Here is a 24,991-nt window from a genome sequence, read left to right as displayed (position 1 = left end):
TTCTTGTAAGGGTAGGAAAATCCAAATATTCTGTCTAATATATTAATAGTCTCAAATAATACTTTTAAAATATGAATATTGAACTGCGTCATCTGCGTTACTTTGTGGCCGTTGCGGAGGAACTGCATTTTGGCCGCGCTGCCGCACGGTTAAACATTTCACAGCCGCCGTTAAGCCAGCAGATCCAGATTCTGGAACAGCAGATTGGCGCACGTTTGCTGGCGCGAACCAACCGCAGCGTGGCGCTCACCGCCGCCGGGAAACAATTTCTGGCTGACAGTCGGCAGATTCTTGGTCTGGTGAACGATGCAGCCGCACGCGCTGAGCGGCTACACCAGGGCGAAGCAGGGGAGCTACGGATTGGCTTTACCTCATCAGCCCCTTTTATTAAAGCGGTCTCCGACACGCTGTCGCTCTTTCGTCAGGATTTTCCCGATGTGCATATGCAGACCCGGGAGATGAATACCCGTGAACAAATCGCCCCACTGAGTGAAGGCGCGCTCGATATGGGGTTAATGCGCAATACGGTACTTCCGGACACTCTGGCCTGGGAAGTTGTTCTCCATGAACCTTTAATGGCGATGATCCCGCGGGAACATCCCCTGGCACAAAAGCCGGTGGTGACGCTGGCCGAACTGGTAAAAGAACCGTTTGTCTTCTTTGATCCTCACGTCGGGACGGGGTTGTATGATGAAATTTTGGGTCTTATGCGTCGTTACAACCTGACGCCGGTGATTGCCCAGGAGGTTGGGGAAGCGATGACGATTATCGGTCTGGTGGCGGCTGGGCTGGGGGTTTCGATATTGCCTGCATCATTTAAACGACTACAGCTCAGTGAAATGTGCTGGGTGCCCATCGCGGAAGAAGAGGCCGTCTCTGAAATGTGGCTGGTGTGGCCTAAGCACCACGAGCAAAGCCATGCCGCCCGTCGTTTTCGCCAACAGCTACTGACGGCAGTAAAAGGGCTTAATTTACTTAAATAAGGGCTAAAAATGTGCGGTAAATCACACGGCTAAGTAAAAAGTTGACGCCGTGTATTGAAGTGCTTCACCATAACCCACAGATTATTTCGGAGCGCGAAAATAAAGGGAGTCAGAGGTGGTTGCTGATAGTCAGCCTGGACATATCGATCAAATAAAGCAGACCAATGCGGGCGCGGTTTATCGCCTGATTGATCAGCTGGGTCCAGTGTCGCGTATCGATCTTTCCCGTCTTGCACAACTGGCACCGGCCAGTATTACCAAAATTGTCCGCGAAATGCTTGAGGCACATCTGGTGCAGGAGCTGGAGATCAAAGAAGCGGGTAGCCGTGGGCGTCCGGCCGTTGGGCTGGTGGTCGAAACTGAGGCCTGGCACTATCTGTCTATTCGCATCAGTCGGGGAGAGATATTCCTGGCGCTGCGCGATCTCAGCAGCAAACTGGTGGTGGAAGACTGTGAGGAATTACCGCTTAGCGCCGAAACACCGCTACTTGTACGCGTTATCACCCAGGTCGATCAGTTTTTCATTCGCCATCAGCAGAAGCTTGAGCGACTGACCTCTATTGCTATCACCTTACCGGGCATCATTGATACGGAAAATGGCGTCGTGCATCGTATGCCCTTTTATGATGACGTGAAAGAGATGCCGTTGGGTGAAGCGTTAGAAAAACATACCGGTGTTCCGGTCTATATTCAGCATGATATTAGCGCCTGGACAATGGCCGAGGCGCTTTTCGGCGCATCCCGCGGGGCGCGTGATGTGATTCAGGTGGTGATCGATCATAACGTTGGCGCAGGCGTGATCACTGACGGCCATCTGCTGCACGCGGGGAGCAGCAGCCTGGTTGAAATTGGCCATACGCAGGTTGACCCGTACGGTAAGCGGTGCTATTGCGGTAACCACGGCTGTCTGGAGACGATTGCCAGCATTGATAGCGTGCTTGAACTGACGCAACTCAGGCTTAATCAGTCAATGAGCTCCATGCTGCACGGTCAGCCGTTGACGGTTGACTCGTTGTGTCAGGCCGCATTGCAGGGCGATTTGCTGGCAAAGGACATTATCAGCGGCGTCGGGATGCACGTCGGACGCATCCTTGCCATTATGGTCAATTTATTTAATCCGCAAAAAATACTCATCGGTTCGCCATTAAGTAAGGCGGCCGATATCCTCTTTCCGGCTATTGCTGACAGCATTCGCCAACAGGCGCTACCCGCCTACAGTAAGCATATTGCTGTAGAGAGCACGCAGTTTTCGAATCAGGGAACCATGGCGGGCGCGGCGCTGGTCAAGGACGCGATGTATAACGGTTCTTTGTTGATTCGTCTATTACAGGGTTAACAATTTTAAACTGTTGTACGAAAATTTGCGCTAACTCAAGCTGATCCCCACGGGCATACCTTAGACTTTCTCCACTGTATTATTTTCCTGACTTATATTTTCGAAGCATAACGGTGGAGTTAGTGATGCTGAAGCGTTTCTTTATTACAGGTACAGACACTTCTGTGGGGAAAACCGTCGTTTCCCGCGCATTACTACAAGCGTTAGCGTCGGGTGGTAAAAGCGTGGCAGGCTATAAGCCTGTGGCGAAGGGAAGCAAAGAGACGCCGGAGGGTATGCGTAACAAAGATGCGCTGGTCCTTCAAAGCGTTTCGACCCTCGAGTTGCCTTATGAGGCGGTCAATCCCATTGCGCTTAGCGAAGACGAAAGCAGCGTGGCGCACAGTTGTCCGATCAATTACACCCTGTTATCTAACGGACTCGCCAGTCTGACGGAAAAGGTTGACCATGTTGTGGTGGAAGGCACCGGCGGCTGGCGTAGCCTGATGAACGACCTGCGTCCGCTCTCGGAATGGGTGGTGCAGGAACAGTTACCGGTATTGATGGTTGTCGGGATCCAGGAGGGATGTATCAATCATGCTTTACTGACGGCGCAGGCCATTGCCAACGACGGGCTGCCGCTGATTGGCTGGGTTGCAAACCGAATCAATCCGGGTCTTGCGCACTATGCGGAGATCATTGATGTGTTGAGTAAAAAGCTACCAGCCCCGTTGATTGGCGAGCTGCCGTATCTGCCGCGAGCAGAGCAGCGCGAGCTGGGTCAGTATATCCGTCTGTCAATGCTCGGCAGCGTGCTGTCGGTAGACAGAATCCTGGCGTAGCGTTCTCGACAATACCGACGCCACCACGCAGGCAACCAATAAGCCGGGGAGCAGACGATACTCTCCGGTCATTTCGCAAATCATCAGGGTAGACATAATCGGGGCATGAGTGGTTGCCGCCAGCAGTGTCGCCATGCCCGTTAACCCCAGCAGAATAGTTATCTCATCTGAGCCGGGGATCCAGACTCCCCAGAGTCGACCAGACACCATCCCAATCGACAGCCCCACGAACAACGTCGGCGTAAACACACCGCCCGGCGCGCCGGAACCGCTACTGGCAAGCACCGCCAGTAATTTGCACATGAAAATTCCGCTAATGGCGGCGAGCAGCGGTGGTGAAAGCAGGAACGACTGCACCACGCTATAGCCATTTCCCCATACCGTTGGCGTGAGCACCGACAGCAATCCGACAATAAGCCCGCCCAGCGCCAGCTGCCACGGCGGTGACAGTTTCAGTTTTAAAAATCCGCTATGGCTGGTGGTCATCAGCCACATCAACAGCGGGCCGCACAGGCCAGCAACCACGCCCGTGCTGACAATCATGGCATATTCCAGGGCATGCAATTCCCGCGTGAAATGAACCGTATAAAGCAGGGCATCACTGCCGCTCAGCAGATGGGTCGTCAGCAGCGCGAAGACGGCGGAAATCACCACCGGTCCCAGAGAGGCCAGCATCAGCGTGCCAAACAGGATCTCAGCAATAAACAGGCTACCCGCCAACGGTGCGTGATACGCGCCCGCCATCCCCGCCGCCGCACCGCATGCGATCCACAATTTCCATTCAGCCCGTGGGGTAAAGCGCTGAGCAAATGCAGAAGCCGCCAGCGCCGCTAATAAGATCATTGCCCCTTCACGACCAATTGCGCTGCCACTGGCGACAACCAGCAGTGAGGCTATCGATTTAACCAGGCTTGCCCCGTAGTCAAACTGACCATCAGTCTGAAGGGCTTCCATATAGTCCGTCGGCGCGTGTGGGCGCTGCTGATTGATTTTCTGCCATCCCCACAGCAGTATCCCCGCGGCCAGACCGCCGAGAGCTGGCGTGATGGCGCGTCGCCAGGGAGATAGCCCCGTAGCGGCGTTAACCAGACTGCCGGTGTCATTGCTTAAAAAGAGCCACTCCAGCACCAGCATGGCATGACGAAACCCGGCAACCGCCAGCGCGGCGAGAATGCCGATAAGCGCCGCAATCAACAGGCGACGAAACATCGCACGTAAATCAGGCCAGGAGTGCAGACGGTGCATGGGATGCCAGACTGGAAGATGAAAGATTTTGTTATTTTGCGGGGAAACCGCGGGGGAAGCAAAAGCACTGCGTGCGCAAATGTGGCAGGCCCGGCAAGCCAGCGTCGCTGCCGGGCACAACGTTAACTGTTTTCGTGAATATTTAGCGCCCGGCGCGTGCGGCCTGAACTGAGGTAATCGGCGATGTAATCCTGGGATATTTCGCCGTTATAGCGGCCTTCTTCATCAACGATAGGCATCCAGCTGGTATTACTTTCATACAGCTTAGAGAGCACGATTCGCAGGTTGTCTTCCGCTTTACCGGTGATTCGGAAAGGATGCGTCATATCGGCGCAGGTGCCGATGGCGTGACGCGCCTCGCGACGTTTAACAAATCCAAGCGGTTTACCTTCGTCATCAACCACGGTTATCGCACGGATATCGTTGTCGTCCATGATGCTAAATGCCTCGCTCAGAGAGGTGCCAGGACGCGCGGTCAGAGTAGGTTGTTTGTCAGTGACATCGCCAGCAGAGACCAGCAACAGGCGCTTTAAGGTGCGATCCTGACCGACAAATGACCCCACGAACTCGTTGGCGGGTTTGGCCAGCAGTTCGTCCGGACTGGCGCACTGCACAATCCGTCCCTGGCGGAACACGGCAATCCTGTCGCCCAGCTTCAGCGCTTCATCAATATCGTGGCTGACCAGCATCACCGTCTTTTTCAGCGCCCGCTGCATCTCGAGGAACTGGTTCTGGATCACTTCACGGTTAATCGGGTCAACGGCGCCAAACGGTTCGTCCATTAACAATACCGGTGGATCCGCCGCCAGGGCGCGAATCACGCCGATACGCTGCTGTTGTCCACCGGACATCTCTTTCGGATACCGGTGCAGAAACTTTTTCGCATCCATCGCCACCATCTCCATCAACTCTTCTGCGCGACTTTTGCAGCGTGCTTTGTCCCATCCCAGCATTCGTGGCACCACCGTGATGTTCTCTTCAATGGTCATATTCGGGAACAGACCGATTTGTTGAATCACATAGCCGATGTTGCGGCGCAGGGTTACCGTGTCCATCTCGTTGGTATTTTGCCCGTTAATGAGGATATTCCCGCTGCTCGGTTTAATCAGGCGGTTAATCATTTTCAGGGTCGTGGTTTTGCCGCAGCCGGAAGGGCCGAGCAGTACGCACATTTCGCCCTCCGGGACATTCAGGTTGACATTATCAACGGCCTTAAGCGGTTGGCCGTTTTTCTGTGAAAATTGTTTGGTGAGGTTTTCCAGTTTTATCATTATCGAATCCCCTTAGGTGTCAGCACGACCTGCAAACGATGCAGCAACCAGTCGAGCACAATGGCTAACAGACAAATCATTAAGGCACCGGCGATTAACATACGAATGTCGCTACCGCCAATACCGTTGAGTAACAGTAAACCCAGGCCACCGGCACCGATTACGGCGGCAATTGCCATTACGCCAATGTTCATCACCACGGCCGTTCGGATCCCGCCAAAAATCACCGGCAGCGCCATCGGGATCTCTACCCAGCGCAGGCGCTGCCAGAAGGTCATGCCAATTCCGCGTCCGGCTTCGCGTAATCCGGGGGGTAAACTGTCGAGCGCGGTATGGGTGTTACGCACGATTGGCAACAGCGAATAGAGAAACACGGCGGTAATGGCCGGCAGTGCGCCAATTCCGTGACCGATCAGCGAAAACAGCGGAATCATCAGCCCGAACAGGGCAATAGAAGGGATGGTCAGCAGCAACGTCGCGGCGCTCAGTACCGGCGTCGCCAGCCATTTATGACGCACAATCAGGATCCCCAACGGCACGCCAATGACAATGGCCAGGCCAACCGCCAGCGCCACCAGCCACAAATGCTGAAAAGTCAGGCTCGCCAGGTATCCGGCGTTATCAATCATATAGTGAATCGTATCCATAGGTGCTCCTTACAGCAGTTTCTGTTGTTGCAGGAATTCACGTGCAACCTGCTGAGGTGACTGGTGTTCGATATCGACCTTTGCGTTCAGCGTGCTGATAACGTCGTTATTTAAGTGACCGGAGAGGGTGTTTAGCGCCTCCTCAAGGCCCGGATTGGCATCCAGGGTGTCTTTACGGACAACCGGCGTGACAGCGTAACTTGGGAAGAATCCCTTATCGTCCTCCAGAACTTTGAGGTCAAATCCCTTCACACGGCCGTCGGTGGTGTAGATGAGACCGGCGTCGACAAAGCCGTCACGGATGGCGTTATAGACCAGCCCTGGATCCATCTGGCGGATCTGTGGGCGATCGAGCTGCATCCGGTAAGCCTGTTGTAATGGCTTCATCCCGTCGCTGCGTCCGGCAAATTCCAGGTCGAGTCCCAGTAACCAGTTTTTATCGGGACTGGTTTGACGTATCTGTTCAATTTTGGCCACCATTTCCGACATGGTGTTGATGTGTTCCGCTTCGGCTCGCTTACGCTGCATGGCAAAGGCGTATGTGTTGTTCATATCTGCGGGTTTTAGCCACACCAGACCCAGTTTGGCATCCAGACGTTTTACCGTGTCATAAGATTCCTGCGGGCTCATCCGCTTATTAATATGGTTAAAAATAATCAGTGAGGTACCGGTGTATTCCCAGGTCATATCGATTTGCTTGTTGATCATCGCATTGCGCGAAATCACCGTCGCGATATTGGTCTGTGGCTGAACCTGGAACCCTTTCTTTTGCAGGTACTGCACGGTCATCGCCGAGAGAATGTGCTGTTCGGTGAAGCTTTTGGTGGCGAGGATCAGTGGGGCAGCCTGCGCCTGGGCGCTGACAAACAGCGTTGCGGCGAGCCATCCCAGCAGATGCTTTTTCAGATTCATTTAGCGCTCCTTGTTCTTATCATTGTTTTCAGGCTGTGTGTGGACTCAGTAAGCGACCAAGCCAGGCAAGCAGACTATCGAGGATGAGGGCGAAGAGGGCTGTTGCAGTTGCGCCCAGGATAAGCGTTGGGAAATCATTCAGATAGATGCCCGGGAAAATCAGCTCACCGTAGCTGCTGGCGCCTATCAGGAAGGCCAGCGGCGCGGTGCCGACATTGATCGCCGTGGCAATGCGAATCCCCGATAACATGACCGGCCAGGCGGCGGGAAGCTCCACCTGACGCAGGCGCTGCCATTTCGTCATGCCGATCCCGTTTGCCGCCTCAATCAGTGAAGGCGGTACCGAGCAAAGGCCGGTGTAGGTGTTACGCACAATGGGCAGCAGCGAGGCCAGAAACAGCGCCACGATAGCGGGCGTATCACCGATACCGATGATCACCATCGCCAGTGCCAGCACCGCCAGCGGCGGTAATGTATTGCCGATATTAAAGATCTGCATAACGTATTCGGCAAATCCTCTGGCGGCAGGGCGGCTGAGTAAAATACCGGCTGGAATGCCGACCAGCAGAGCGAAGAACATTGAAGCAAAAACTAAAATCAGGTGTTGTTTACCCAGATAGAGCAAATCAACCTGACGTGATTTGATGGTTTCAAGTCCAATCCCCCAGACCAGAAACGCCAGTATCAGAATAATGACGAGGCTGAAGCCCAGCACGCGTTTCAACGTGGATGTATGCATTGCGATGTGTCTCCCTGTTTGCATGCGTTATGGCGGCGAATATCGTCGCATGTTGTTATGCCATGTATCGGCAGGGTCTTTTGAGCTATAGCAACAGGTTGGGAAGGATTCCAGCGAAGCCGCAAATTAGATTTCCGGACTGTTTATGCCCGGATGCGATTTGGCCTTATGCAATAACGGATAAGCGGGGTATGTAAAGAATTGTCTTAAAAACGAGAATTAAAAGTGACGTTGTCACACGAGGCTGAAAGTGCAGGTATCAGATAAGGCAGGAAAACCTGCCTTCAGGAGGATTAGCGGAATAGCGGTTTTGCCGCGACCGGGATCAGCAGCTGCGTCTGCCACTGCGCCAGAGTATGGCGAGCCAGCTCACCCAGGGCCTGGTAAAAAGGATGTCCGGCGTTGTCAGTAAAAACGTCAAGGAAACGGGATGACCACGGCAACAGATGCCACGCCAGCAGCTGTTCGCATTCGCTGTGTCGGGCGTTTTCGGCAAGCCATGCCGCCATCAGCAGTAATGAACCAAAGTGATCTTCTGGCTCATTTTGCTGCATCCCGAACTGGATGCCGTTTTCACGCATCCACTGGCGCAGCGCCAGCGTTGATTCACCAAAAAGTACGTTTTCACGATCAAGCCACACAGAGCCCCAGGGGGGAGATGGCAACGCATAAGGTCCGACAAATAAACGCTGATAAGCCCCGGCAAGAGATTCATCACTGCTGCGTTTAAACGCCGTTGCCAGCGGCGTCAGCGTCGCGGGTGACAGCGGCCACTGTGTCTGCCAGTCATCAGACGTTAATGCCGCAACCAGCGGAGAGGCCTCAGCACTCTCTGGCGCAAAGTAAAACAGGGCGCCGAGCACGCGTGCCGTCATGGAAAAATCGTCACGTTGTGTAAAATCAGTCATCAAAATCATCCTAAAAGTGCGGGTTTCCCCGCACGAATTTTTTAACCTGCAACCGCCATGCCGACGGTCATATGCAGGCCATAAAACAGGCCGCGGCCTGTTATTTCACCGGCAAGAACCAGGATAAGCCCCAGCAGTAACCCGGCGACATGAGGTTCTTTACGACGCACTAATGGGCAGATCCAGCACCCCAGTCCGGCGGCAAGGAGAACCACGCGCCAGACCTGCAAAGAGGCGTAATCCGGTACCAGCGCTGAGGCCTGCTGAACGGAGCTATGAATGGTCGCCAGCGACATTCCCTGCAATACAATCACCGCCACGCTGACCAGCAGCGCCAGTACGCTAATACTGGCAAACGTTGCTCCATTAAAGGTGACGCGGGATGCACGCAGCAGCAGCGCCGCAAACAGCGGCCCGCTTAATAATACCGTCATGAAAAACGCCAGCGTCGTATAGCCAGTATACCAGGTCGGTACGGTGTCAATCTGGTAAACGCGGGTCATTGCCCAAACGAAGACGATCCCGAGTACCATGCTGACCAGCAGCCAGAGTTTACCCAGTACCTCCGGCATTTTACCCAGTACGGCCACCAGCCACCAGAGGCCGCCCACGGCGAAAAAGATCGATCCGGCCGCAATCTCATTGCTTAATCCGGAGGCACCGATGCGGTTGAGTGAGTTAAACGCCCGCATCGGAGATCCCAGGTGCACGATCGATGCCAGAAATCCCAGCCCCATCACCACCCACAGAAAAAACATACCGCGTACGATACGCTGCCTGGCGGCGGCGTCGTCTTTTGCCGCAAACCAGCCAAGTCCGCTGACGATCAGCGCGCCAGCCACGCATTGCCCCAGTACCGTAAACAGCACCAGCGGCCATTCATGCCATCCACTACCCATCTTACACCTCCTTCGGATTCGCCAGATAACCGGTGGTATCTCCGGTCGGGCGGCTGTTGGCATTCGGTTTGATCACAATGCCCGGCTTCGTGAAGTGCGCCCCCGGTAACGGAGCAACAGCAGCCAGATCGCCATGTTTTTTGCGCAGTTCGTCGATGGGACCAAAATCCAGCGCACGCAGCGGGCAGGACTCCACGCAAATCGGTTTTTTACCTTCCGCCACGCGGTCATGGCAGCCGTCGCATTTGGTCATATGTCCCTTTGCCGCGTTGTACTGCGGCGCGCCGTACGGACAGGCCATATGGCAGTAGCGGCAGCCGATGCAGACATCTTCATCCACCACCACAAAGCCATCTTCCCGCTTGTGCATCGCGCCGCTCGNCAGCAGCCAGATCGCCATGTTTTTTGCGCAGTTCGTCGATGGGACCAAAATCCAGCGCACGCAGCGGGCAGGACTCCACGCAAATCGGTTTTTTACCTTCCGCCACGCGGTCATGGCAGCCGTCGCATTTGGTCATATGTCCCTTTGCCGCGTTGTACTGCGGCGCGCCGTACGGACAGGCCATATGGCAGTAGCGGCAGCCGATGCAGACATCTTCATCCACCACCACAAAGCCATCTTCCCGCTTGTGCATCGCGCCGCTCGGACAAACTTTGGTACAGGCCGGATCTTCACAGTGATTACACGCAATGGAGAGATAGTAAGCAAAGACGTTCTGATGCCAGACGCCGTTGTCTTCCTGCCAGTCGCCGCCCGCATACTCATAGATGCGGCGAAAGCTGACGTCCGGGGTTAAATCTTTGTAGTCCTTGCAGGCCAGTTCGCAGGTTTTGCAACCGGTGCAACGGCTGGAATCGATAAAAAATCCATACTGGGTTGTCATCGGTTACTCCTTATACCTTTTCAACCTGAACGAGATTACTGTGCGACGGATTACCTTTTGCCAGCGGTGAAGGGCGATGGGATGTCAGAATGTTGATAGAGCCGCCGTGGTCGAGCTGGTCGCCAAACATATCGGCTTTTAACCATGCCCCCTGACCAATCGCCGTTACGCCGGGCAGGATGCGCGGGGTAACTTTGGCGGGGATCAGCATTTGTCCGTTATTGTTAAACACCCGAACCGTATCGCCGTGCTGAATGCCGCGGGCTTTTGCATCAACAGGGTTAATCCAGATTTCCTGTGGACACGCCTGCTGCAAAACGTCGATATTGCCGTAGCTGGAGTGGGTGCGCGCTTTATAGTGGAATCCGGTGAGCTGCAGAGGATACGTTTTACGAATCGGATCGTCCCAGCCGTCAAAACCGGGGGTATAAGCGGGCAGAGGATGAATTATTTCATCCGGTTTCAGCTCCCAGGTATCGGCGATCGTTGCCAGACGCTCAGAGTAAATTTCAATTTTCCCGGAGGGGGTTTTCAGCGGGTGAGCGTGAGGATCTTCACGGAAAGCGCGGAAGGCAACATAATGTTCCTCCGGGCATTTTTTCTTGAAGATGCCGGTTTGTTTCATCTCTTCATAATCCGGCATCTCCGGATTACGTTCTTTGGTCTTCGTATACAGATATTTCACCCACTCATGCTGGGTGCGTCCTTCGGTGAATTTTTGATAAACATCCGGACCGAGGCGTCTGGCGATTTCACTGAGCATCCAGTAAATCGGTTTTCTTTCAAACTTCGGTGAGGTTGCTGGCTGTCCGAGGATCACATATCCCATGTTACCGGCGGATTCGTGGGAAATGAGGTCTTCCTGTTCCGTCGGCATCAGATCCGGCAGCAGGATGTCGCAGTACTTCGCCGATGCGGTCATAAAATGTTCAATGCCGACAATCATTTTGCACTTGCTGTCGTCCTGTAACACCTCATGAGTGTGGGCAATATCGCCATGCTGGTTAATCAGTGTGTTACTGGCATAGCACCACATGAACTTGATAGGAACATCGAGCTTCTCTTTGCCGCGCACGCCATCACGGGTGGCGGTCATGTCGGTGCCGTGATCGATGGCATCGGTCCAGGTAAATACCGATATCTGCGTTTTCACCGGATTGTCGAGCATGGACAACCACTCCACGCCGAGATCCCAGGAGCCTTCACGCGCACCGGAGTTACCGCCGTTGATGCCGACGTTACCCGTGAGCACCGACAGCATGGCGATAGCGCGGGCGGTCTGCTCGCCGTTGGAGTGGCGCTGCGGCCCCCAGCCCTGACAGATATAAGCCGGTTTCGCCGAGCCGATTTCACGAGCCAGTTGGATAATTTTATCCGCTGGAATGCTGGTGATACGGGAGGCCCATTGCGGTGTTTTGGCGATGCCATCCGGACCATCGCCGAGAATGTACGCCTTATAGTGCGCGTTACGCGGGGCGCTGGCTGGCAGGGTGGTTTCATCGTAGCCGACGCAATATTTATCGAGGAACGGCTTGTCGACCAGATCTTCGGTAATGAGCACCCAGGCGATGGCTGCGGCCAGCGCGCCGTCTGTACCTGGGCGAATCGGCAGCCATTCGTCTTCACGGCCTGCCGCAGTGTCGTTATATCGCGGATCGATAACGATCATCCGTGCCCTGGAACGTTCACGCGCCTGTTCGACGTAGTAGGTCACGCCACCACCGCTCATCCGCGTTTCCGCAGGGTTATTGCCGAACATCACCACCAGTTTGGTGTTGGCGATATCATCCGGGCTGTTGCCGTCGTTGCTACCAAACATGTAGCTCATGGCGGCGCTGATTTGCGCGGTGCTGTAACTGCCGTAGCGGCTAAGGTAGCCACCACATGAGTTCATCAGACGATAAGGCACGTTGGAGTTGGTGATATTTCCTCCGTCTACGCCAGTACCGTACAGCACGTGTACCGCTTCGTTGCCATAATCTTTCAGGATGCGCTTCAGGTTATCGCCAATGGTATCCAGCGCCTCGTCCCAGGAGATGCGTTCAAATTTGCCTTCGCCGCGTTTGCCGACGCGCTTCATGGGGTATTTTAGCCTGTCCGGATGGTTCATCCGTCGGCGAATTGAGCGACCGCGTAAACAGGCGCGGACCTGGTGATTGCCGTACATGTCGTTGCCCGTGGTGTCGGACTCTACCCAGTAAACGGTATCGTCTTTGACATGCAGACGCAGCAGACAGCGGCTACCGCAGTTAACGGTACAGGAACTCCAGACGGCTTTTTCATCGACCGGCGTGGGCGTTATTCCCCCTGCGGCGCGGGCGATTTGGGAGAAAGGAAGGGTGAAAGCGCTACTGGCCAAAGCAAGACTGCCGATCGCGGATGTTTTCACCAGACTACGGCGACTGATACTGGCCGCCATGATTGCCTCAGGTGTGGTGATCTTCATAGGTGCTCACTCTGCTTATATCAAAAATGTTATTTGCCTTTTTGCGCTCCCGTCATACCGGGAGCGTCTGTTTATACTTTTTCGATTTCAACCAGATTGGTGTGTTGTGGATTCCCCTTGGCCAGCGGCGAAGGACGCAGCGTCGTTAGCGTGTTGACACAGGCGCCGTGGTCAATTTTGTCTCCGGACATATCGGCATCATGCCAGGCTCCCTGGCCCATCGCGCTCACGCCGGGCAGAATGCGCGGGGTAACCTTCGCCGGAAGGCGCACTTCGCCCCGTTCGTTAAACACTCGCACCATATCGCCATTGGCAATACCGCGTTTTTGCGCATCCACGGGGTTAATCCACACTTCCTGGCGGCAAGAGGCGTTCAGCACATCAATGTTGCCGTAGCTGGAGTGGGTGCGGGATTTATAGTGAAAGCCAAAAAGCTGTAACGGGAAGGCGCTGCGTTTCGGATCGTCCCAGCCCTCAAACGTGGAGGCATAAACCGGCAATGGGCTAATCACATCGTCTTTTTCCAGTTCCCAGGTGCGGGCAATTTTGGCCAGTTCGCTGGAGTAAATTTCAATTTTTCCGGATGGCGTCTTCAGTGGATTTGCCAGCGGGTCTTCGCGGAACGCCTTATAAGCAACAAAATGACCGTTGGGATCCTTGCGTTTGTATATGCCCATCTTTTTCAGTTCATCATAAGAGGGCAGAGCAGGGTCTTTCGCCAGCATTTTGGCGTACAAATACTGTAGCCACTGCTCTTGCGTCCGGCCCTCGGTGAATTTCTGGTAGACGTCATCTCCAAGCCGTTTGGCCACCTCGCAGAGGATCCAGTAAATCGGTTTACGTTCGAATTTCGCTGACGTTGCTGGCTGAATGAAAATCAGGTAACCCATATTTCCGGCATAGTCGTTAGGAATAATGTCTTCCTGTTCTACCGTCATCAGATCCGGTAGCAGAATATCGGCATATTTCGCCGATGACGTCATGAAGTTCTCAATGACGACAATCATTTCGCACTTCGATTCATCCTGCAGAATGTCATGGGTTTTATTGATGTCTGAATGCTGGTTGACGAGGGTGTTACCCGCGTAATTCCAGATAAATTTTATCGGGACATCCAGCTTGTCCTTTCCGCGCACGCCATCGCGCAGCGCGGTCATTTCCGGACCGCGAACAATCGCATCCGTCCAGCTAAAGCAGGAAATGGAGGCCTTGACCGGATTATCCAGCATCGGCAGACGTTCAATCGTGATGGTATACGTTGACTCGCGCGCGCCGCTGTTGCCGCCGCTTAACCCTACATTCCCCGTCAGAATCGGTAGCATTGCAATGGCGCGGGAGGCCAGTTCACCGTTAGCCTGACGCTGCGGCCCCCAGCCCTGGCAAATACAGGCAGGTTTTGTGCTACCGATTTCGCGCGCCAGCTTAATGATGCGATCGGTCGGGATGCCCGTAATATGAGAGGCCCACTGCGGCGTTTTGGCGATACCGTCATCGCCCTGTCCCAGAATATAGGCTTTGTAATGCCCGTTGGCGGGGGCATCGGCGGGCAGGGTTTTCTCATCATAGCCAATGCAGTATTTATCGAGAAATGACTGATCGACCATGTTTTCGTTAATCAATACCCATGCGATACCCGCCACCAGTGCCGCGTCCGTTCCTGGTCTGATTGGGATCCACTCATCTTCACGTCCCGCCGCGGTATCGGTATAGCGCGGATCGATGACGATCATGCGGGCGCTGGAGCGTTCACGGGCCTGCTCAAGGAAGTAAGTAATGCCGCCGCCGCTCATGCGTGTCTCTGCCGGGTTGTTACCGAACATCACCACCAGTTTGCTGTTTTCGATATCGGAGGTGCTGTTTCCCTCGTTGGAGCCGTAGGTATAGGGCATGGCACAGGAGATTTGCGCGGTGCTGTAAGAACCATACTGGTTAAGCGAGCCGCCGTAACAGTTCATTAAGCGTCTGACAGGAGAAGCAGAAGGGGAAGAACGAGTCATGTTGCCGCCAACAATGCCTGATGAGTAGTTAATGTAAACCGCTTCATTACCGTATTTCTCAACGGTACTTTTCAGGCTATTGCTAATGGTATCGAGTGCTTCCTGCCAGGTGATACGTTCAAATTTCCCTTCACCGCGCTTGCCAACCCGTTTCATGGGGTAGTTAAGGCGATCCGGATGGTTAATACGGCGGCGGATAGAGCGACCGCGCAGACAGGCCCGGACCTGGTGATTACCGTAAATATCCTCGCCGGTATTGTCGGTTTCTACCCACCAGACTTCATCATCTTTAACGTGAAGCCGCAGGGCGCAGCGGCTGCCGCAGTTCACCGAGCAGGCTCCCCAGACCACCTTATCTTCACCGGGTTGCATTGTTTGGCTGATTGCCGCCGCCGCGGTACGCATCCCAAACGGTAACGTCAGGCCACCGGCGGCAAGCGCCAGTGAACTGATGGCAGTGGATTTTACTAACGTCCGGCGGCTAATGCCTCCATGTTGCTCAACTTCGGACATAACTCACTTCCTCACACAATGCGCTATATAATTTCTTTTATATCGAAATTAATAACAAGCTAATGATGTAGTGAGTTTACCCCTTTAGGGTTAAGGGGTATTAATCCATATCAAAACGTGGGTTACCCTCCGTGACCGGAGGGTAAATGAGACGAGATTTACTGTGGTTCGGCGGGGGCGTCGTCCTGAGACGACGTGCTGTTTGCCGGAGCGTTACCGTTATTCGTACGGGTATAGAGAATTTTATGCGTGTCGTTTGCACAGTGTCCCACAACCTGTGAATCAGGCTGGTCGGCCTGATCGTTGGGTACGATGCTCAGGCTAAAGCTGGACTCGGGAACACCGTTATTGATAATGCGCTGTTCGATGTCGCTCTTTACTCTTTCACATGACTCTGGGGCAGCCAACACCAGTGGCGATACGGTAACCAGCAGGCAGGCCAGGACTCCTCGGGTTAAATTCATCCTCTGCTCCTTAAATGAGAACGTTCAAATCAATAATAGCATTTGTAGTGTAAACAATTGTATTTGCTAATATGATTAAGAAACATCTCTATACCCTGAGGAATATGTGAATAAACAGCTTCTGTTTTTAACCCTCGGCGTTTTGCTGAGCGGATGTGATAACGCGAATATCCCACTTTCATTTACGGCAGAAATGGCAAGTTTTTCTAATGAGTTTGACTTCGATCCTCTGCGTGGCCCGGTGAAGGATTTCAGCCAGACGCTCATGAATGAAAACGGAGAGGTGGCGAAGCGGGTGACAGGCACGCTATCAGAGGAAGGGTGTTTCGATACTCTGGAATTGCATGACCTGGAAAATAATACCGCCGTGGCATTAGTGCTGGATGCCAATTATTATCTGGATGCGCAAACGGGGGAGAAAAAAGTGCGTTTGCAGGGAAAATGTCAGCTGGCTGAACTGCCTGCCGCAGGCGTTACCTGGGACACGGATGATAATGGTTTTGTGGTCACCGCGACGGGAAAAGAGATGAAAGTCCGGTACCGCTACGATGCACAAGGCTATCCGTTGGGTAAAACAACCACCAGCCAGGATCACACACTTTCTGTTGATGCTAAACCGTCAAACGATCCGCGTAAAAAACTGGATTATACGGCGGTCAGTCTGCTTAACAATCGTCCATTGGGAAACGTTAAGCAGACCTGTGAATACGATCGCCATGCGAATCCGGTTGACTGCCAGCTGGTAATTGTGGATGAAAGCGTCAAACCGCCCGTGGCACGTACTTATACCATAAAGAATACAATTGATTATTACTAAGAGCCTGGTGGTTCAGGCTCCCGGGGATTATTGTGCGGTTGGCTTTAACATCGTCGGAGCCTGGGGTTTGTGGTCTGCCAGATACTGGTGCTGGAAGATACACATGCGAATGGTATTGCGGTACTCACCGTTAATAAAAAACTCGTGAATAAGCTCGCCTTCCACCATAAAACCCAGCTTGCGGTAAATGTGAATAGCCTTTTCGTTTTCTTTATCGACAATCAGATACAGCTTATAGAGATTGAGAACGGTAAAACCGTAATCCATCGCCAGTTTGGCTGCCCGGGATGCCAGACCTTTTCCCTGATATTCAGGAGAGATGATGATCTGAAATTCCGCGCGGCGGTGGACATGGTTAATTTCCACCAGTTCCACCAGACCGGCTTTCTCGCCATCACACTCAACGACAAAGCGACGTTCACTCTGGTCATGAATGTGTTTGTCATAGAGATCGGATAACTCGACAAACGCTTCGTAAGGCTCCTCAAACCAGTAGCGCATCACGCTGGCGTTATTGTCGAGCTGGTGAACAAAACGTAAATCCTCACGTTCAAGCGGGCGCAGTTTGACATGATGAGCGCTCGTCATATTTAATCCTTACTTACTTTTTCTGCAAAATATTATGGGGCGATAGTGCGGCCCGTACGACGGTCCAGGCAGCGAAGGGTATTCGGCTCCCAGTACGCATTAACGTTTGCACTTTGCTCACATTTATCGCGATTATCAAAGGCTGCATCGGCCTTATCCCACTCTTTCTCAGTGCGTTTATTTACTTTTTGACGCAGGCCGCGGGTGTCGTCCCACTGTTCCTTTTCCATCGCCGCATGCTGGCGACTTTGTGCGCTGTCACCTGACTCAATCACCAGCCTGCTGGTTTCAGCCTGCACCGTGCCGGTGTACACGACGGCACCCAGCGCGAGCATTGCCGTCAGGCACAGGCGTTTGCTAAGTGTATTGTTCATGGCAAGTTCCTTTTTCTTGGATAAAAACGACGATGTAAGCCAAATTGTATACGATTCCTGATATCAGGCATACCCACGCCGGGGAGTTGAGAAGATAGTATCATTCTGTCGTATGATACCTGAACACGATCCCACTGAATGATTCTGATGCTTAAAACCACACTTCTCTTTTTTATCACTGCTCTGTGCGAGATTATTGGCTGTTTTTTACCCTGGCTCTGGCTTAAGCGGGGAGCTACGGCGTGGCTGCTCGTTCCTGCCGGGGTATCGCTGGCGCTATTTGTCTGGCTGCTCACCCTTCATCCGGCGGCAAGCGGGCGCGTATATGCTGCCTATGGTGGCGTTTATGTTTGCACGGCTTTGCTCTGGTTGCGCGTTGTCGATGGTGTCAGGCTCAGCGTGTACGACTGGTCCGGAGCGCTGATTGCGTTATGCGGGATGTTGATCATTGTTGCAGGATGGGGGCGTGCATAAGCGTTCTGATTTTTTGTGATCGACGGAAGGTTTTTCGATCGTCATACTTGTATGGTAGTATTTAAAGGAATAAATTTCCCCCATCACTAATAAGATGCAAGGAATAAAACATGGAGAGTGTAGTTGTTCGAAAACCAAATGAACTGGTTATTGAAGAACGTCCATTACCTGTCCCGGCACCTGGCGAAGTCAGAGTAAAAGTAAAACTCGCCGGTATTTGCGGTTCTGACAGTCACATTTATCGCGGGCATAATCCTTTTGCCAAATATCCTCGCGTTATTGGTCATGAATTTTTCGGTTTGATTGATGCTGTTGGGGAAGGGGTAAATCAACAGCGTATTGGCGAGCGCGTCTCCGTCGATCCGGTTATTAGCTGTGGCGAATGCTATCCTTGTTCAATAGGTAAACCAAACGTCTGTACCTCATTAGTCGTTATTGGCGTTCATCGCGACGGCGGCTTCAGCGAATATGTTACTGTTCCGGCTAAAAATGCATATCATATTCCAGATGATGTCGCGGATAAACATGCGGTAATGGTGGAACCCTTTACCATTGCGGCAAATGTGACCGGGCAAGTAGCGCCGGGCGATAAAGATATTGCGCTAATTTATGGCGCTGGTCCTATGGGGTTGACGACCGTTCAGGCGCTAAAAGGCGTATATAACGTTAAAACCGTTATCGTCGCCGACCGCATTGATGAACGCCTTGAAATGGCGAAGCGTTGCGGTGCGGACTGGGTTATTAATAATGGTCTTCAATCATTAGAAGACTTTTTAAAAGAAAAAGGAATTAAGCCGACCCTGATCGTGGATGCCGCATGCCACCCCTCCATTCTGCAAGAAGCGATTAGTCTGGCTTCACCAGCAGCGAGAATTGTGTTGATGGGCTTCTCCAGCGAACCGTGCCAGATTGTTCAGCAGGGGATTACGGGTAAGGAATTATCTATTTTCTCATCAAGACTGAATGCTAATAAATTCGCCACAGTTATAAATTGGCTGCAACAGGGACGCATTGATCCGGATAAATTGATAACACATACTTTTGATTATCATCGTGTTATCGACGCTATCGAATTATTTGAGAAAGATCAGCGTAAATGTTGCAAGGTTTTACTTACCTTTTCGGAATAACAATAAATATTTGCGAGCAAGCACCTGATAAATCGGGTGCCTGACAATACGCATTTACCTCTCAGAGATAGCCACTATGACAGACGCTAAACACGAACGAAGCACAAAAGATTTAGTCAGGGCCGCCGTATCCGGCTGGCTCGGTACTGCACTAGAGTTTATGGATTTCCAGTTATATTCATTAGGCGCGGCGCTGGTTTTTCATGAGATATTCTTCCCCGAACAATCGGCAGCGATGGCACTTATTCTTGCCATGGGAACCTACGGCGCAGGTTATATTGCGCGTATCGTCGGAGCCTTTATTTTTGGCAAGATGGGCGACAGCATTGGGCGTAAAAAGGTGCTGTTTATTACCATTACTATGATGGGGATTTGTACCACCTTAATCGGCGTATTACCTACCTATGCGCAGATTGGAATATTTGCTCCGGTACTGTTAGTCACATTACGTATTGTGCAGGGTTTAGGTGCCGGTGCGGAAATATCAGGGGCGGGAACGATGCTTGCGGAATATGCGCCGAAAGGGAAACGCGGCATTATCTCTTCGCTGGTCGCGATGGGGACTAACTGCGGTACCCTCAGCGCAACGGCTATCTGGGCAGTCATGTTCTTCGCTCTTGACAGAGAAGATCTACTGGCATGGGGATGGCGTGTCCCGTTCCTGGCAAGTGTGGTGGTGATGATTTTTGCCATCTGGCTGCGTATGAACCTCAAAGAGAGCCCGGTATTTGAGAAAGTCAATGATGGCGAAAATGCGTCAGCACAGAGTCCGTCTTCGGAGAGTTCGCTGGGCGCGATGTTCACCAGTAAATCCTTCTGGCTGGCTACCGGCTTGCGTTTTGGTCAGGCGGGCAACTCCGGCTTGATTCAGACTTTCCTCGCCGGTTATCTGGTACAGACGCTGTTGTTCAACAAATCGATCCCGACGGATGCGCTGATGATTAGCTCCATCATCGGTTTTATCACCATTCCGCTGCTGGGCTGGCTGTCCGATAAATATGGACGTCGTCTGCCATATATTCTGCTGAATATCTCTGCAATTATTCTGGCCTGGCCGATGCTGTCAATCGTGGTTGATAACTCTTACAGCCCTGGCGTCATTATGGCCGCGCTGATTGTCATTCATAACTTTGCGGTACTGGGGCTGTTCGCGCTGGAAAACATCACGATGGCCGAAATCTTTGGTTCGCGTAATCGCTTTACGCGGATGGCGATTTCGAAAGAAGCGGGTGGGCTGGTTGCCGTCGGTTTTGGTCCTGTTCTGGCAGGGATCTTCTGTAACATGACCGGCTCCTGGCTGCCGATTCTGGTCATGATTATTGTGTATTCGCTGATTGGTTTGCTTTCTGCTTTCCTGATGCCGGAAGTGAAGGATCGCGACCTGAGTCTACCGGAAGATGCCGCAGAAGTGAGTGCGCAGCAACAGCCCCTGGGGTCAGTACGTCAGGCAAATTAAGTCACCCGTGTTCCTCTGAAAGGCCGTTCCTGTGCAGGCAGGGACGGCCTTTTTATTGGTCTGATGTTGTTGCGGCGATAGATCGTTTTTTTGTGACTGGCAAGCGGTTTTAGGGTTGTTATACTTGTATGGTAGTCTGTGCGCCGGGTAAATTCTTGTCATCACATTAACGATATAAGGAACAAAAATGAAGATTGCAGCGGCTGACGTTTTTGGCACCTGTCCAGGGCGTAAAGGGTCCACGGAACAAACGCACGCCGTAAATTTTCGTCGATGAAGCCGATCGCCAGTGGTTAAAACCGTGAACCCAGCCGCCGCGACGGGCTAATCGTTGCATGTTCCTGATGTTACGTCAGAGGTGTCACATAACTTGAAAATGATGTCATACCAATTACGGCAAACTTAATTTAAGTCAACGCATACAACCATACAGGCGGTACTCTGAAGCCGTCCTGATTCCATTAAAAAGTAGGTCATACAATGCAAAATAAGCTCTTAACGGCAAAAGCGACACTTCCTGACTACGATCGCTCTAAGCTGGTACCGCGTATTGTTCATCTGGGCTTTGGTGCGTTTCATCGGGCACACCAGGGCGTCTATACCGATATTCTGGCCGCAGAGCACGGCAGTGACTGGGGATACTGCGAGGTCAATCTGATCGGAGGCGAGCAGCAAATTGCCGATCTGAAGCAGCAGGATAATCTCTATACCGTAGCGGAAATGTCGGCGGATGCGTGGACGGCGAGAGTGGTCGGCGTGGTGAAAAATGCGCTGCATGCCCAGATTGACGGTCTGGAGTCCGTGCTGAACGCAATGTGCGAGCCTCAGGTTGCCATTGTTTCCCTGACAATTACTGAAAAAGGATACTGCCACTCTCCGGCAACCGGGCAACTGATGCTGGATCATCCGATGATCGCCGCCGACCTGCTAAATCCTGAGCAACCGAAAACCGCGCCCGGCGTAGTGGTGGAAGCGCTGGCGCGTCGCAGGGCAGCAGGCTTACCGGCATTTACGGTGATGTCCTGTGACAATATGCCGGAAAACGGTCATGTGATGCGCAATGTGGTAACGGCTTATGCCCGCGCGATTGATGCTGAACTGGCAACGTGGATCGAGCAGAACGTGACCTTCCCGTCGACGATGGTTGATCGTATTGTGCCCGCTGTAACGGCAGATTCGCTCGATAAAATTGAACAACTGACCGGCGTACGCGACCCGGCGGGCGTGGCGTGCGAGCCGTTCCGTCAGTGGGTCATTGAAGATAGCTTTACCGCAGGTCGTCCGGAATGGGAAAAGGCGGGGGCCGCGCTGGTTGCCGACGTGATTCCTTTTGAGGAGATGAAGCTGCGTATGCTCAACGGCAGTCACTCTTTCCTTGCATACCTGGGTTATCTGGCGGGCTATCAGCATATCAATGACTGCATGGGGGATGAGAACTATCGTCAGACTGCTCGCGCCTTGATGTTGCAGGAGCAGGCGCCAACGCTGAAAGTGCAGGGCGTGGATCTTGAACATTATGCCGATCGGCTGACTGAGCGTTACAGTAATCCGGCGCTGCGCCACCGTACCTGGCAAATCGCCATGGACGGCAGCCAGAAGCTTCCTCAGCGTATGCTGGATTCGGTTCGCTGGCACCTGGCGCATAACGGCAGCTTTGATTTGCTGGCGTTGGGCGTTGCAGGTTGGATGCGCTACGTTGGCGGTGTTGACGAACAAGGCCATACTATCGACGTCAACGATCCGTTGCTGCCGACGATCCAGAAGGCCGTACAGGAGAGCGAAGAGGGCGAAAGCCGGGTGCTGGCACTGATGGGCATTGATGCGATTTTTGGTAACGAACTGCCGCATGTTGCGCTCTTCGTGAAGAAAGTGACTGATGCGTATCTGTTACTGCTGGCTGACGGGGCGAAAGCGACCGTAGCAAAATACGCCGCAAAGTTGAAGTAAACTGAGCAATAATGCCGCCCTTGGGCGGCATTCACACCATTAATTCATGCCGAGACGAATCAGTTCAACGGGCGCGAACTTACCTTCACAACCTTCCACTTCCACCGTTTTGCTGCGACGAATCTGCGCAGCATCAAGGCCGTCGGTACTAATCGCCTTAATGATTCCAGTGTGTCCAGTGCCGCTGACCATCACCCGGCTGCCGGTTGTGATTGCGTTACGGTTACGATCGTATGTCATCATGGTGTTTTCTCCTTTCAAACTTACCGTTCAGGCCCGTGGGCTAAGTCCCCACGTAACGGGCGTAATATAAATACGCCTCCTGGAAAGGATTTTTTTTGTTTTTGATCAAGCTCACAGCTTTTTGGCTGTGAAGATGCAGGGGTGGGAGAAACTCACCCCGTCAGAGGGAGGGCGCTATTATTCTTCGCTGAACCAGTCGCTGTTTTCCTGACGAATCAGCAGCACCGACTCGCCGATTTCCTGCAGGTGTATGGTCATTGCGCGATCGACGGCATCACCATCGTGTTTCTCAAGCGCATTAAAGATATCCAGATGCTGGCGCAATAGCATTTCCGGCGGTGAAACGTGATCCAGACTCATATAGCGCACGCGGTCAATCGTCGCTTTGATGTTTTCGATGGTATCCCATGCCAGCTGGCAATCGGCGATCGCCGCCAGCTTGTGGTGAAAATCATCATCCAGATCGAAGAAATCGTTAATCTGCTTTCGCTCAATGGCGATGCGCTGTTGATTAAGGTTTTGCTCAAGCTGATAACACTGGCTGTCGGTGATCATCGACGCAGCACGACGAGCCACCGCACATTCTATTGCCTGACGCACAAAGCAACCGTTGCGCACCTGGGATAACGAGATTTTATTCACGTAGCTGCCGCGCTGCGGGCGGATTTGGATCAGGCCGTTTTCTGCCAGTTTAATAAACGCTTCGCGTACCGGCTGGCGGGACACATTAAAGCGAACAGAAACCTCTTTTTCAGAAAGCGGCGTACCCGGCGCAATAAGGCAATGCACAATGTCGCGGCGAAGAATGCGATAAATCTGCTGATTTACGGGTTGCGTAGGATTGAGTTGCGTTTCGGCGGTCATTCGTTCTTACTTTTTAGTGGGTTAACGCTGCTATTCTACCATTCTTTTGTTACAAGCTATACCCGTCATACTTCAAGTTGCAGATGCGTTGGCTTTGTTACCCGGTTCATCCCTGGGCCTCGCCCCATCGGGGCCAGCGCAAGCGCTGTTCAAAACGACGACGCGTTTTGTCTTGCAACCCGAATTATTTAGGGGATATACCCGACCCGCAGGTCGGGTATAAAAACTAACCACGATGGACGCTAAGTCCGGCAAAAGACTGGGTAACGGGCATCATTTCGAGCGTGTTGATATTGACGTGTGCCGGGAGTGAGGCCACCCACCATACCGCTTCGGTGACGTCTTCCGGCGCCAGCGCGGTGGTGTTTTCATAGGTTTTACCCGCTTTGGCATCATCACCTTTAAAGCGCACGTTAGAAAATTCAGTACCCCCGACCAGGCCAGGTTCGATATCGGTCACGCGGACCGCCGTACCGTGCAGGTCCGTGCGCAGATTAAGGCTGAACTGACGAACAAATGCCTTCGTTGCGCCGTACACGTTGCCCCCGGCATACGGCCAGCTGCCGGCGGTGGAACCAATATTAATAATATGGCCGCGATTACGCTCAACCATTCCCGGCAGAACGGCGCGGGTCATATAAATCAGCCCTTTGTTATTGGTATCAATCATGGTTTCCCAGTCGTCAACGCTGGCTTTATGTGCCGGTTCCAGACCCAGCGCCAGCCCCGCGTTATTGACCAGGACGTCAATATCGCGCCACTGTGCAGGCAGCGACGCCAGCATCTCTTCAATCGCGGCGCGATTACGAACATCCAGTTGTGTGGTGAGCACGTTATCACCCAACGCATCTTTTAACTCCTGCAGGCGTTCCTGGCGGCGGCCAGTGGCAATGACTTTATGCCCATTCTCAACAAAACGACGTGTAATGCATTCACCAAAACCTGCAGTTGCCCCGGTTACTAAAACGATCATCTCACTGTTCCTCAACGCTTTTTGTGTGCTACTACCATAGCATGTGAACTCCGTATGGGG

Annotated in this window: 23 protein-coding genes and 2 pseudogenes; 8 read left to right on the top strand and 17 right to left on the bottom strand. The window is 52.9% G+C overall.

Features of this window, described 5'->3' with window-relative positions:
• The first annotated feature begins 71 nt into the window (after positions 1-71).
• The 3 genes from C3432_RS05595 (at position 72) to bioD (ending at position 3,140) form a co-directional block, all read left to right on the top strand.
• Positions 72-983: a LysR family transcriptional regulator gene (locus C3432_RS05595; protein ID WP_103775688.1), complete on the top strand. Its 912-nt coding sequence runs from the start codon at positions 72-74 to the stop codon at positions 981-983.
• A 115-nt stretch (positions 984-1,098) separates the two neighbouring features.
• Entirely contained in the window at positions 1,099-2,319 is a 1,221-nt protein-coding gene (mlc, locus tag C3432_RS05590; protein ID WP_103775687.1) for a sugar metabolism global transcriptional regulator Mlc, read from the top strand.
• Positions 2,320-2,444: 125 nt separating this feature from the next.
• Positions 2,445-3,140: a dethiobiotin synthase gene (gene bioD, locus C3432_RS05585; protein ID WP_103775686.1), complete on the top strand. Its 696-nt coding sequence runs from the start codon at positions 2,445-2,447 to the stop codon at positions 3,138-3,140.
• Here bioD and clcB read toward each other — a convergent pair.
• From clcB to C3432_RS05525, 12 genes and pseudogenes are all read right to left on the bottom strand, one after another.
• On the bottom strand, positions 3,096-4,385 hold the full coding sequence (gene clcB, locus C3432_RS05580; RefSeq protein ID WP_103775685.1) for a voltage-gated ClC-type chloride channel ClcB: 1,290 nt from the start codon (positions 4,383-4,385) through the stop codon (positions 3,096-3,098). The two genes, bioD and clcB, sit on opposite strands and share 45 nt — an antisense overlap.
• Positions 4,386-4,507: 122 nt before the next feature.
• Entirely contained in the window at positions 4,508-5,656 is a 1,149-nt protein-coding gene (gene osmV / locus C3432_RS05575) for an osmoprotectant ABC transporter ATP-binding protein OsmV (protein ID WP_103775684.1), read from the bottom strand.
• Positions 5,656-6,303 carry an osmoprotectant ABC transporter permease OsmW gene (osmW, locus tag C3432_RS05570; RefSeq protein WP_103775683.1) on the bottom strand — a complete coding sequence of 216 codons (648 nt, stop codon included), beginning with the start codon at positions 6,301-6,303 and terminating at the stop codon, positions 5,656-5,658. The genes osmV and osmW overlap by 1 nt, the downstream gene beginning before the upstream one ends.
• A gap of 9 nt (positions 6,304-6,312) precedes the next feature.
• On the bottom strand, positions 6,313-7,215 hold the full coding sequence (gene osmX / locus C3432_RS05565; protein WP_103775682.1) for an osmoprotectant ABC transporter substrate-binding protein OsmX: 903 nt from the start codon (positions 7,213-7,215) through the stop codon (positions 6,313-6,315).
• A 28-nt stretch (positions 7,216-7,243) separates the two neighbouring features.
• Positions 7,244-7,954: an osmoprotectant ABC transporter permease OsmY gene (osmY, locus tag C3432_RS05560; RefSeq protein ID WP_103775681.1), complete on the bottom strand. Its 711-nt coding sequence runs from the start codon at positions 7,952-7,954 to the stop codon at positions 7,244-7,246.
• Positions 7,955-8,247: 293 nt separating this feature from the next.
• On the bottom strand, positions 8,248-8,862 hold the full coding sequence (gene dmsD / locus C3432_RS05555; RefSeq protein WP_103776911.1) for a Tat proofreading chaperone DmsD: 615 nt from the start codon (positions 8,860-8,862) through the stop codon (positions 8,248-8,250).
• A 41-nt stretch (positions 8,863-8,903) separates the two neighbouring features.
• A complete protein-coding gene (locus C3432_RS05550; RefSeq protein WP_103775680.1) occupies positions 8,904-9,761 on the bottom strand; it encodes a dimethyl sulfoxide reductase anchor subunit family protein in 858 nt (285 codons plus the stop codon).
• 1 nt (position 9,762) lies between these two features.
• Positions 9,763-10,142: pseudogene (locus C3432_RS05545) on the bottom strand (4Fe-4S dicluster domain-containing protein); the annotation flags it as partial.
• A gap of 2 nt (positions 10,143-10,144) precedes the next feature.
• Positions 10,145-10,645: pseudogene (gene dmsB / locus C3432_RS05540) on the bottom strand (dimethylsulfoxide reductase iron-sulfur subunit DmsB); the annotation flags it as partial.
• A 10-nt stretch (positions 10,646-10,655) separates the two neighbouring features.
• Positions 10,656-13,091, bottom strand: coding sequence for a selenate/tellurate reductase subunit YnfF (gene ynfF / locus C3432_RS05535; RefSeq protein WP_103775679.1), 2,436 nt, complete (start codon positions 13,089-13,091; stop codon positions 10,656-10,658).
• A 71-nt stretch (positions 13,092-13,162) separates the two neighbouring features.
• Positions 13,163-15,601 (bottom strand): selenate/tellurate reductase subunit YnfE, encoded by a 2,439-nt coding sequence (gene ynfE, locus C3432_RS05530; RefSeq protein WP_103775678.1) that lies wholly within the window; start codon positions 15,599-15,601, stop codon positions 13,163-13,165.
• 158 nt (positions 15,602-15,759) lie between these two features.
• A complete protein-coding gene (locus tag C3432_RS05525; protein WP_103775677.1) occupies positions 15,760-16,065 on the bottom strand; it encodes a DUF1161 domain-containing protein in 306 nt (101 codons plus the stop codon).
• A 106-nt stretch (positions 16,066-16,171) separates the two neighbouring features.
• Here C3432_RS05525 and C3432_RS05520 point away from each other — a divergent pair, with 106 nt between their 5' ends.
• Entirely contained in the window at positions 16,172-16,882 is a 711-nt protein-coding gene (locus C3432_RS05520) for a YnfC family lipoprotein (protein ID WP_103775676.1), read from the top strand.
• 27 nt (positions 16,883-16,909) lie between these two features.
• On the opposite strand, the gene speG is transcribed toward C3432_RS05520, so the two are convergent.
• A complete protein-coding gene (gene speG, locus C3432_RS05515; RefSeq protein ID WP_103775675.1) occupies positions 16,910-17,470 on the bottom strand; it encodes a spermidine N1-acetyltransferase in 561 nt (186 codons plus the stop codon).
• 32 nt (positions 17,471-17,502) lie between these two features.
• Positions 17,503-17,844 carry a DUF1283 family protein gene (locus C3432_RS05510; protein WP_103775674.1) on the bottom strand — a complete coding sequence of 114 codons (342 nt, stop codon included), beginning with the start codon at positions 17,842-17,844 and terminating at the stop codon, positions 17,503-17,505.
• 147 nt (positions 17,845-17,991) lie between these two features.
• Between C3432_RS05510 and C3432_RS05505 the strand changes: the two genes are divergently transcribed.
• The 4 genes from C3432_RS05505 (at position 17,992) to C3432_RS05490 (ending at position 22,851) form a co-directional block, all read left to right on the top strand.
• Positions 17,992-18,318 carry a YnfA family protein gene (locus C3432_RS05505; RefSeq protein WP_103776910.1) on the top strand — a complete coding sequence of 109 codons (327 nt, stop codon included), beginning with the start codon at positions 17,992-17,994 and terminating at the stop codon, positions 18,316-18,318.
• Positions 18,319-18,428: 110 nt separating this feature from the next.
• The gene (locus C3432_RS05500) at positions 18,429-19,448 is read left to right on the top strand and encodes a Zn-dependent oxidoreductase (RefSeq protein WP_103775673.1); all 1,020 of its coding nucleotides are present in this window, start codon (positions 18,429-18,431) and stop codon (positions 19,446-19,448) included.
• A 76-nt stretch (positions 19,449-19,524) separates the two neighbouring features.
• Positions 19,525-20,904, top strand: a complete 1,380-nt coding sequence (locus C3432_RS05495; RefSeq protein ID WP_103775672.1) for an MFS transporter — start codon at positions 19,525-19,527, stop codon at positions 20,902-20,904.
• A 480-nt stretch (positions 20,905-21,384) separates the two neighbouring features.
• Entirely contained in the window at positions 21,385-22,851 is a 1,467-nt protein-coding gene (locus C3432_RS05490) for a mannitol dehydrogenase family protein (protein ID WP_103775671.1), read from the top strand.
• Positions 22,852-22,890: 39 nt separating this feature from the next.
• Here C3432_RS05490 and ydfZ read toward each other — a convergent pair whose 3' ends face one another.
• From ydfZ to ydfG, 3 genes are all read right to left on the bottom strand, one after another.
• A complete protein-coding gene (gene ydfZ / locus C3432_RS05485) occupies positions 22,891-23,094 on the bottom strand; it encodes a putative selenium delivery protein YdfZ (RefSeq protein WP_103775670.1) in 204 nt (67 codons plus the stop codon).
• 177 nt (positions 23,095-23,271) lie between these two features.
• On the bottom strand, positions 23,272-23,958 hold the full coding sequence (locus tag C3432_RS05480) for a GntR family transcriptional regulator (RefSeq protein WP_103775669.1): 687 nt from the start codon (positions 23,956-23,958) through the stop codon (positions 23,272-23,274).
• Positions 23,959-24,184: 226 nt separating this feature from the next.
• Entirely contained in the window at positions 24,185-24,931 is a 747-nt protein-coding gene (gene ydfG / locus C3432_RS05475) for a bifunctional NADP-dependent 3-hydroxy acid dehydrogenase/3-hydroxypropionate dehydrogenase YdfG (protein ID WP_103775668.1), read from the bottom strand.
• Positions 24,932-24,991 lie beyond the last annotated feature (60 nt).

The organism is Citrobacter amalonaticus (assembly GCF_002918555.1).
Taxonomy (GTDB): Bacteria; Pseudomonadota; Gammaproteobacteria; order Enterobacterales; family Enterobacteriaceae; genus Citrobacter_C; species Citrobacter_C amalonaticus_A.
The sequence above is the reverse complement of the archived record's forward strand: the minus strand, read 5'-3'. Positions and strand labels throughout refer to the sequence as shown.